The organism is Micropruina sp., assembly GCF_047607385.1.
In the GTDB taxonomy this organism is placed as follows: Bacteria; Actinomycetota; Actinomycetes; order Propionibacteriales; family Propionibacteriaceae; genus Micropruina.
In genome coordinates this window covers 1-8505 of the sequence record NZ_JASGDE010000096.1, presented here as the reverse complement: position 1 = coordinate 8505, position 8505 = coordinate 1, and the positions used below count along the sequence as shown (strand labels likewise).

At 70.5% G+C, this 8505-nt stretch carries 8 protein-coding genes; 5 read left to right on the top strand and 3 right to left on the bottom strand.

Features of this window, described 5'->3' with window-relative positions:
• Positions 1 to 77: 77 nt before the first annotated feature.
• On the bottom strand, positions 78 to 950 hold the full coding sequence (locus QM582_RS08790; protein ID WP_415083621.1) for a MurR/RpiR family transcriptional regulator: 873 nt from the start codon (positions 948 to 950) through the stop codon (positions 78 to 80).
• 124 nt (positions 951 to 1074) lie between these two features.
• On the opposite strand from QM582_RS08790, the gene murQ reads away from it, so the two are divergent.
• From murQ to QM582_RS08775, 3 genes are read left to right on the top strand one after another with little or no spacing between them, the layout of a single operon-like run.
• The gene (gene murQ / locus QM582_RS08785; RefSeq protein WP_415083619.1) at positions 1075 to 1971 is read left to right on the top strand and encodes an N-acetylmuramic acid 6-phosphate etherase; all 897 of its coding nucleotides are present in this window, start codon (positions 1075 to 1077) and stop codon (positions 1969 to 1971) included.
• 36 nt (positions 1972 to 2007) lie between these two features.
• Positions 2008 to 3447 (top strand): PTS transporter subunit EIIC, encoded by a 1440-nt coding sequence (locus tag QM582_RS08780; protein WP_415083617.1) that lies wholly within the window; start codon positions 2008 to 2010, stop codon positions 3445 to 3447.
• 60 nt (positions 3448 to 3507) lie between these two features.
• Positions 3508 to 4542 carry a MupG family TIM beta-alpha barrel fold protein gene (locus tag QM582_RS08775; protein ID WP_415083615.1) on the top strand — a complete coding sequence of 345 codons (1035 nt, stop codon included), beginning with the start codon at positions 3508 to 3510 and terminating at the stop codon, positions 4540 to 4542.
• Between the two features lie 77 nt (positions 4543 to 4619).
• On the opposite strand, the gene QM582_RS08770 is transcribed toward QM582_RS08775, so the two are convergent.
• Complete coding sequence (locus tag QM582_RS08770; RefSeq protein ID WP_415083613.1) at positions 4620 to 5549, bottom strand: DUF2510 domain-containing protein; 930 nt, start codon at positions 5547 to 5549, stop codon at positions 4620 to 4622.
• A 50-nt stretch (positions 5550 to 5599) separates the two neighbouring features.
• The gene (gene map, locus QM582_RS08765; RefSeq protein ID WP_415083611.1) at positions 5600 to 6448 is read right to left on the bottom strand and encodes a type I methionyl aminopeptidase; all 849 of its coding nucleotides are present in this window, start codon (positions 6446 to 6448) and stop codon (positions 5600 to 5602) included.
• 44 nt (positions 6449 to 6492) lie between these two features.
• On the opposite strand from map, the gene QM582_RS08760 reads away from it, so the two are divergent.
• A complete protein-coding gene (locus tag QM582_RS08760; protein ID WP_415083609.1) occupies positions 6493 to 6696 on the top strand; it encodes an SPOR domain-containing protein in 204 nt (67 codons plus the stop codon).
• Positions 6697 to 7043: 347 nt separating this feature from the next.
• On the top strand, positions 7044 to 8381 hold the full coding sequence (locus QM582_RS08755; protein ID WP_415083607.1) for a glutamine synthetase family protein: 1338 nt from the start codon (positions 7044 to 7046) through the stop codon (positions 8379 to 8381).
• The last annotated feature ends 124 nt before the right edge of the window (positions 8382 to 8505 follow it).

Below are 8505 nucleotides of genomic sequence, written 5' to 3'. Positions count from 1 at the left end.
CACAACTGATTAGGGAGGGCCGAGTCGGGCGACGGGTGGAACGCGGGGTCTGACCCCGTGCTCCATCGCCGGCCGGGTCAGTCGGTGGGCGGCAGGCGCTGAGGCTGGACGGCCTCGCGGGTCAGCTCCAGAGCGGACTCCACGTCGTCGAAGCAGAGCTGGGCCACCCGGACGAACAGGAAGTCCACCACGGCCAGCTGGGTCATCCGGCTGGCCAGTGCGGCGGCCCGCATCGGCGCCTCGCGGGCCACGGTGAGCAGGACGTGGTCGGCGGCCCGTCCCACCGGGGACTCGGGCGCGTTGGTGACGGCCACGCCGAGCGCCCCGCGCTGCCGGGCCAGGGTGAGCGCCCGGTGCACCTCGGCGGTGCGTCCGCCGAAGGAGAAGGCGATCGCCACCGTGCGCGGGGTGGCCAGCGCGCCGTGGATCAGCTGGACGTGGGTGTCCGGCGAGAACTGGCAGACCAGTCCGATCCGCTGCAGCTTCTGGGCCAGGTCGCTGGCCGCCAGCCCGCTGGCGCCGACCCCGAAAGTGTGGCAGGGGCGTCCCTCGGCCAGTGCGTGGGCCACGGCGTCCAGGGCGTCCAGGTCGATCAGCCGGGCGGTCTGCTCCAGCGACCGGGCCTCGTGGAAGGCCAGCTTGGCGACCACGTCGGCCAGTTCGTCCGAGGCGTTGATGGCGCCTTCGGCGATGTTGGAGTTCTCCAGCTCCACCTGCCGGCGGGAGAGCTCCTGGGCCAGTGCGATGCGCAGTTCCGGGAAGCCGGAGAAGCCGGCGGCGCGGGCGAATCGCACCACGCTGGCCTGGGAGGTGCCGGCGGACGCGGCGACCGTGGCGACGGTGGCGTCCAGCATGCTCGCCGGATCGGCGATCACCGCGTTCGCCACCTTCGCCTCGGCGGGGCGCAGCCCGGCAGCGGTGGCTCGAATCCGGTCGATGATGCCGTCCACAACTTCCCCCCGTCGCTGGCCGCCGCACTACTGTCCCACATGTCGATGACACAACACTTCACAAAGGCTAGACAATGTGAAACGATATGCCATCAGTTCGGCGTGGAACGAAAGGGTCGTGCAGATGCAGGACATCGGAACCATCACCGAGGGGCGCAACCCGCGCACGCTCAGCCTCGACGAGCTCAGCGTCGACGACCTGCTCGCCGTGATGAACGCCGAGGACCACCGGGTCGCGGACGCCGTGCAGCGAGCCCTGCCCCAGATCGGACGGGCGGTCGAGCTGATCGTGTCCGCGCTGCGCGGCGGGGGACGGCTGATCTACCTCGGCGCGGGCACCAGCGGGCGGCTCGGGGTGCTGGACGCGGCGGAATGCCCGCCCACCTTCAGCACCGACCCCGGGCAGGTGATCGGGCTGTTGGCCGGCGGGAACGGCGCCATGTTCCAGGCGGTCGAGGGCGCCGAGGACTCGGTCGAACTCGGCGTCGCCGACCTGACCCGAGTCGGGCTCACCGCGGCCGACGTGGTGGTGGGCATCGCCGCCTCGGGCCGGACGCCCTACGTGATTGGCGGGCTCGACCACGCCCGCGGCGTCGGGGCGGCGACGGTGTCGATCGCCTGCAACCCGGACGCCCAGGTCAGCGCCCACGCCGACGTCGCCATCGAGGTGGACAACGGCCCCGAGGTGCTCACCGGCTCGACCCGGCTGAAGGCCGGAACCAGCCAGAAGCTGATCCTCAACATGCTTTCCACCGCGGCCATGGTCCGGCTCGGCAAGACCTACGGCAACCTGATGGTCGACGTCGCCCCGACCAACCTGAAACTGCTTGACCGTGCCGTCCGGATCGTCCGCGAGGCGACCGGCTGCGACACCGACGAGGCGCGCCGGGCGCTGGACGCGTCCGGCAACCACGCCAAGACGGCGATCGTGATGGTGCTCTGCGCCGTCGACGCCGACCAGGCACGTCGCCGGCTGGCGGCGGCGAACGGCTTCGTCCGCGGTGCCCTCGGGCAGCGCTGACCCTCTCAGATTCTTCCATCGACAAGGAGAACCAGCATGAACTACAACGACCTCGGGCAGCGCATCCTTGGCCTGGTCGGCGGCGCGGACAACATCGACTCCTTCACCAACTGCATGACCCGGCTGCGGCTCAACCTGGTGGACACCTCGCTCGCCGACGTGGACGCCATCAAGGGCCTGGACGGCGTCCTCGGGGTCGTCGAGGGCCAGCAGCTGCAGGTGGTGGTCGGCCCCGGCCACGCCCAGCGGCTCCGGGACGCCTTCGGCGACGAGCTCGGACGCGCCCCGGCGCCCGAGCTGGACGTCGCGTCCGCCGCGGCCGAGGATCTGGAACGGGTGGCCCAGCTCACCAAGGAGAAGGTGAAGGCCCGGCAGAACACCTCGGTGCACGCCGGCTTCCGGCACATCGGCAACATCTTCATCCCGATCATCCCCGGCTTCATCGCCTGCGGCATCGTCGCCTCGATCGCCAACATCTGGAAGGTCGCCGACCCGTCGATCGCCAAGAACGCCTGGTTCCTGGCCTTCGCCGCGGTCGGGTCGATCCTGGTCGGCGGGCTGAACCTGATCGTCGGCCACAACACCGCCAAGGAATTCGGCGGCACCCCGGTGCTCGGCTTCATCGCCGGCGGGGTGCCCTACATGACCGCGCTGGCCGGCATCGCGGCCAGCGGCAGCACCCCGGCGCAGCCGCTGGTGGTCCCGCTCTTCGGGCAGCTCAGCCCGGCCCTGGGCGGCGTGATCGGGGCGATGGCCACCGCCTGGCTGTTCACCGTGATCGAGAAGCGGCTGCGGAAGCTGATCCCGGCCAGCCTGGAGCTGTTCTTCATCCCGGCGATCACCGTCATCGTCGGCGCCGCCGCCAGCGTGCTGGTGTTGATGCCGGTGTCGGCGCTGCTGATGCGCGGGCTGACCTGGCTGCTGGTCGACTTCGGGCTGCAGCAGGGCGGCGTCATCGGCGGCTTCCTGATGGCCAGCCTGTTCCTGCCGATGGTGATGCTCGGCATCCACCAGGGCCTCACCCCGCTGCATGCCCAGCTGATCGCCGACCACGGCTTCACCCAGCTGCTGCCCATCCTGGCGATGGCCGGCGCCGGCCAGGACGGCATGGCGATCGCGGTGTGGCTGAAGACCAAGAACACCAAGCTCAAGCAGATCATCAAGGGCGCGCTGCCGCTGGGTCTGCTGGGCATCGGCGAACCGCTCATCTACGGCGTCTCGCTGCCGCTGTTCTACCCGTTCATCACCGCCTGCCTGGGCGCCGGATTCGGTGGCGCCTTCGTCGCCTGGGGGATGCAGGTCAGCGGCGCGTTCGGGGCGCAGGCGCTCGGTCTGTCCGGCCTGCTGATGACCGGCGTGATCACTCCCGGCATGTGGTGGTGGTACGTGGGCGGCATCCTGATCGGAGCGGTGGCCGGCTTCCTGCTCACCTTCTTCTTCGGCTTCAAGGAGTCGATGGAGTCCCGGCTGGGCTGACCCCGTCCCGATCCCGGTCCCGGCCGCATCGGCCGGGACCGGCACTGCCGAAAGGCCGACATGCTCTACTCGCTCTACCCGACCGACGAGCCGGCGCTGCGTGCCGCGGTGGCGGACGCCGCGCTGCGCGACGGCGACGCGCCGCTGGTCTTCACCTCGCTGCACATCCCCGAGAGCGTGGGACTGCGCGCCTTCGGTGCCGAACTGGCCGGGCTGCACCGCGACCGCGGCATCCGGTTCTGCGCCGACGTGTCGCCGGGCACCCTCGACCTGCTCGGCGTCCGGATCGGTGAACTCGGCCTGCTGCGCGACTGGGGCGTCACCATGGTCCGGATCGACTACGGCTTCGACCCCGAGCAGGTCCGGGCGATCGCGGACGCCGGTGGCTTCCGGGTCGCGGTCAACGCCAGCACCGTGAGCGCCGACGTCCTCGACGCGCTGGACGGGCTGCGTCCCGCCGGCTGGCACAACTTCTATCCCCGGCCGGAGACCGGGCTCGCCGAAGAATTCTTCGCGGCCCAGAATGCGCTGCTGCTCGAGCGCGGGCTGGAGCTCTTCACCTTCATCCCCGGCGAACGCTCCTTCCGGGCGCCGCTGAACCGGGGCCTGCCCACCGTGGAATCGCATCGCCACGCCAACGCGTACCTGAACCACGCCCGGGTGCTGGCGCTCTGCCCGCAGACCCGGGTGGTCTGCGCCGAGGGGACGCTGCTGCCGCGGCACCAGGAGTGGATCCGGCGCCGCGAACAGGACGGCGAGGTGGTGCTGCCGCTGACCGGATTGCATCCCGCCGTCGGCTATCTGCTGGACGAGTCGTGGCGGCTGCGTCCGGAAGGCTCCGCGATCTCGCACCGGATCGAGGGCACCCGTGGACGTCCCACGCCCTCGGACGCGGTCAACGCCGACCGGCGACAGCGGGGCAGCCTGCAGGCCGACCTGGCCGGCACCGGGCGCTACGCCGGCGAGCTGCACCTGATCCGCCGCGATGCGCCGCTGAGCCCCGACCAGGCCCGGGTCGGTGAGGTCGCAGCGCCCTATCGGGGTGTGGTCGAGACGCTGCGGCCCGGCGACCGGGTCCGTTTCGTGGCCGCCTGAAGCGCTGATCCTTCGGTGGTCGAGCTTGTCGAGACCCCTCTGACGCCGCTCGTCGTCGGTCGCTCGACCGGCGGAGATCAGCGCTTCTCCACCTTCACGGCGTCGCGGCTGGCGTCCACCTGGCGCTTGGTCTCGGTGTCGCCGATCGTGGCGAAGGTCAGCAGGGCACTGCGCGAGCCGTCGGTGTGCTGCACCACGAGCACCGTGACGTTGTCCCCGGGGATGGTGCCGAGGTAGTCGACCCGCACCTCGTAGCGGAGTTCCCAGGCGTCCAGCCCGCCCACCCGGAGGGCCTTGCTGGACGTGGCCACCATCCGGCCCTTGCCGGCGTCGTAGAACCGGGTCAGCGAGTCCTCGGCGATGGCGTCCGCCTGCTTCTTCAGCGAGCCGGCCATCGAGCGGGGCTGGATGCCGGCCAGCACCACCTCGCTGACCCAGGTGCCGACGATCCACCGTTGCAGTCCGGTGGCGCAGATCGCCCAGGGAATCGAGCGAACCGGGATCACCGTCCAGCGCGGGTCGCGGATCACCGGCACGCTCAGCCCGCCGCCGTAGAGCCGTCCGTTGACCACCGCGGTGTCGTAGCGGGGGCAGGGCAGGCTGGTCTCCGGGCTCAGTGGGGACGGCGTCCGGGTCGGTGTGGGTGTCGGCGTTGGCGTCCGGGTCGGGGTGGGGGTCCGGGAGGGCGTGGGCCGGCTGCTCTCGTCCCACGCCGAGATCGTCGGACGCGGCGGCGCGCTGCTCGGGGTGGGCGCCGGATCGGCGGCGAACAGTCGCGGCAGCACGAAGGTGGCCAGCAGCGCCAGCACCACCACGCCGGCCAGGATCGCCCAGAGCACCGGGCCCCGGCCGTTGCCGTTCTTGGCGGTGTCACCACCACCGCTGCCACCGCCGGGTGGCGGGGCTCCGGGATCGGCGGACAACTGCTGGCTCCAGGCCGCGCCGTCCCAGTACCGGAACATGCCGGCCTGACCACCGGGATCCGGGTACCAGCCGGCCTGCGCCATCGCCGGTCTCCTTTCGCCTGCCGTCGGCGTGCTGGGCGCCGTCCCGGCCGTCAGGGCAGGGTCAGCACCTCGGCGCCGTCCGCGGTGACCACCAGGGAGTGCTCGAACTGGGCGCAGCGGCTGCCGTCGTTGGTCAGCACAGTCCAGCCGTCGTCCCACATGTGCGAGCGGTAGTCGCCCAGGGTGAGCATCGGCTCGATGGTGAAGGTCATCCCGGGCTGTATCACGGTGGTCAGCGACGGTTCGTCGTAGTGCGGGATCACCAGCCCGGAATGGAAGGCGGTGTGCACCCCGTGACCGGTGTAGTCGCGGACCACGCCGTAGCCGAAGCGCTTGGCGTAGGACTCGATCACCCGTCCGATCACGTTCACCTGGCGACCCGGCCGGACCGCCTTGATCGCCCGGTTCAGCGCCTCCCGGGTGCGGTCGGTGAGATCGCGGGACGCCTGGTCGACCTCGCCGCAGAAGAAGGTGCCGCAGTTGTCGCCGTGGACGCCGCCGATGAAGGCGGTGACGTCGATCTTGACCAGGTCGCCGTCCTGCAGCGGCCGGGTGTCCGGGATGCCGTGGCAGATCACCTCGTTCACCGAGGTGCAGATCGACTTCGGGTAGCCGCGATAGCCCAGGGTGGACGGGTAGGCGCCGTGGTCGCAGAGGAATTCGTGGGCGACCGCGTCCAATTCGTCGGTGGTCACCCCGGGGGCGATGGCGTCGGCCGCGGCGAGCATGGCCTGGGCGGCCAGCCGGCCGGCCACCCGCATCCGTTCGATGACGTCCGGACTCTGCACGTCGGAGCCCCGATAGCGATCCGGGGCGGGGCGTCCGACGTAGTGGGGACGCTCGATCCCGGCCGGCACGGCGCGCTCGGGCGTCACCCGATGAGGCTTGATCGCGGTCACGGGCGCGATCATAGTGGGGGCAGTCGAACCGGGAGGCGATCGCGATGAGCGACGGTGAATGGTACTGGTGCCTGAAGCACCGGGCGGTCGAGCCCTACGAGGGCTGCCGGGCCGAGGACCGACTGGGTCCCTACCCGACCCGCGCGGACGCCGAGCAGGCGCTGGCGAAGGTCCGCGAGCGCAACGACCGCTGGGACCGTGAGGACGACGAGGGGGACGCCGACGCGCCCTCGTTCCTGGGCGGCTGACCCGGGAGCGCCCGTCCAAACCAGGAGTGGGACGTTGGGGACGGTTCCTTTCGTACCGGTCGGGTCGGCTGGTGGGACGTTGGCGACGGTTCCTTTCGTACCGGTCGGGCCGGCTGGTGGGACGTTGGGGACGGTTCCTTTCGTACCGGTTGGCCCCGGCGCTCGTCGAACGGCGACCGATTCCGGCGGCGTCCAGGCTGGTGAGGCGCGGCGGCCCCGAATCGGTCGCCGTTTCACGAGCCAGTTCGCTGCTGCAGGGGGTCCCGGACGCCGGACGCGACGAACGATCGCATGCCGTTTGGTGGATGTAACCCAACTGAAACATGCCGGGCGGCAGACTAGCCGGCATGGATAAGCAGACAGAGTTCGTCCTGCGCACCATGGAGGAGCGCGACGTCCGCTTCGTCCGGCTCTGGTTCACCGACGTCCTGGGGTTTCTGAAGTCGGTGGCGATCGCGCCCGCCGAACTCGAGGGCGCGTTCGCCGAGGGCATCGGCTTCGACGGCTCGGCGATCCAGGGTTTCGCCCGGGTGTACGAGGCCGACATGGTGGCGCACCCCGACGCGTCCACCTTCCAGTTGCTGCCCTGGCGCGGCACCACCCAGGGCACGGCGCGGATGTTCTGCGACATCCGGCTGCCCGACGACTCGCCGGCGTTCGCCGACCCCCGCTACGTGCTGAAGCGGGCGCTGCGCAAGGCGGCCGACATGGGCTTCACCTTCTACACCCACCCCGAGATCGAGTTCTACCTGTTCAAGCAGCCGGTGGTTCCCGGTGAGCCGCCGGTCCCGGTCGACCGGTCCGGCTACTTCGACCACACCACCACCAACGCCGGCACGGACTTCCGCCGCAAGGCGATCACCCTGCTCGAACAGATGGGCATCTCGGTCGAGTTCAGCCATCACGAGGGCGGCCCGGGGCAGCAGGAGATCGACCTGCGCTACGCCGACGCCCTCACCATGGCCGACAACATCATGACCTTCCGGGTGGTGATCAAAGAGGTCGCCGCGATGCAGAACATGTTCGCCTCGTTCATGCCCAAGCCGCTGGAGAACGAGCCCGGCTCGGGCATGCACACCCACCTGTCGCTGTTCGAGGGCGACAGCAACGCCTTCTACGACGCGTCAGCCGAGTACCACCTGTCCAAGATCGGACGCCAGTTCATCGCCGGACTGCTGCGGCACGCCGCCGAGATCGCCGCCGTCACCAACCAGTGGGTGAACTCCTACAAGCGGCTGGTCGGCGGCTCCGAGGCGCCGCGCTACATCTGCTGGGGCCAGAACAACCGGTCGGCGCTGGTCCGGGTGCCGATGTACAAGCCGTCCAAGGGTGCCTCGGCCCGGGTCGAACTGCGCTCCATCGACTCGGCGGCCAACCCGTACCTGGCCTACGCGCTGGTGCTGAACGCGGGACTGGCCGGCATCGAGAACGACTACGAGCTGCCCGAGGGTGCCGAGGACGACGTCTGGTCGCTCAGCGAACGGCAGCGTCAGGCGCTCGGCATCAAGCCGCTGCCGCGCTCCCTGGACACCGCGATCACCCTGATGGAGAACTCCGAGCTGGCCGCCGAGACCCTCGGTGAGCACGTCTTCGACTTCGTGCTGCGCAACAAGCGGGCCGAGTACGAGTCCTACCGGGCCCAGGTCACCCCCTGGGAGCTGCGCACCTCGCTGCCGTCCCTGTGACGTCGTCCCGGCAGACCACGCCCCGACTGACCTCGTCCCGACCAGCCGGACGACACTAGGCCCTCCCTAATCAGTTCTGCCCTCCCGTCGACGGGAGGGCAGAACTGATTAGGGAGGGCCTAGT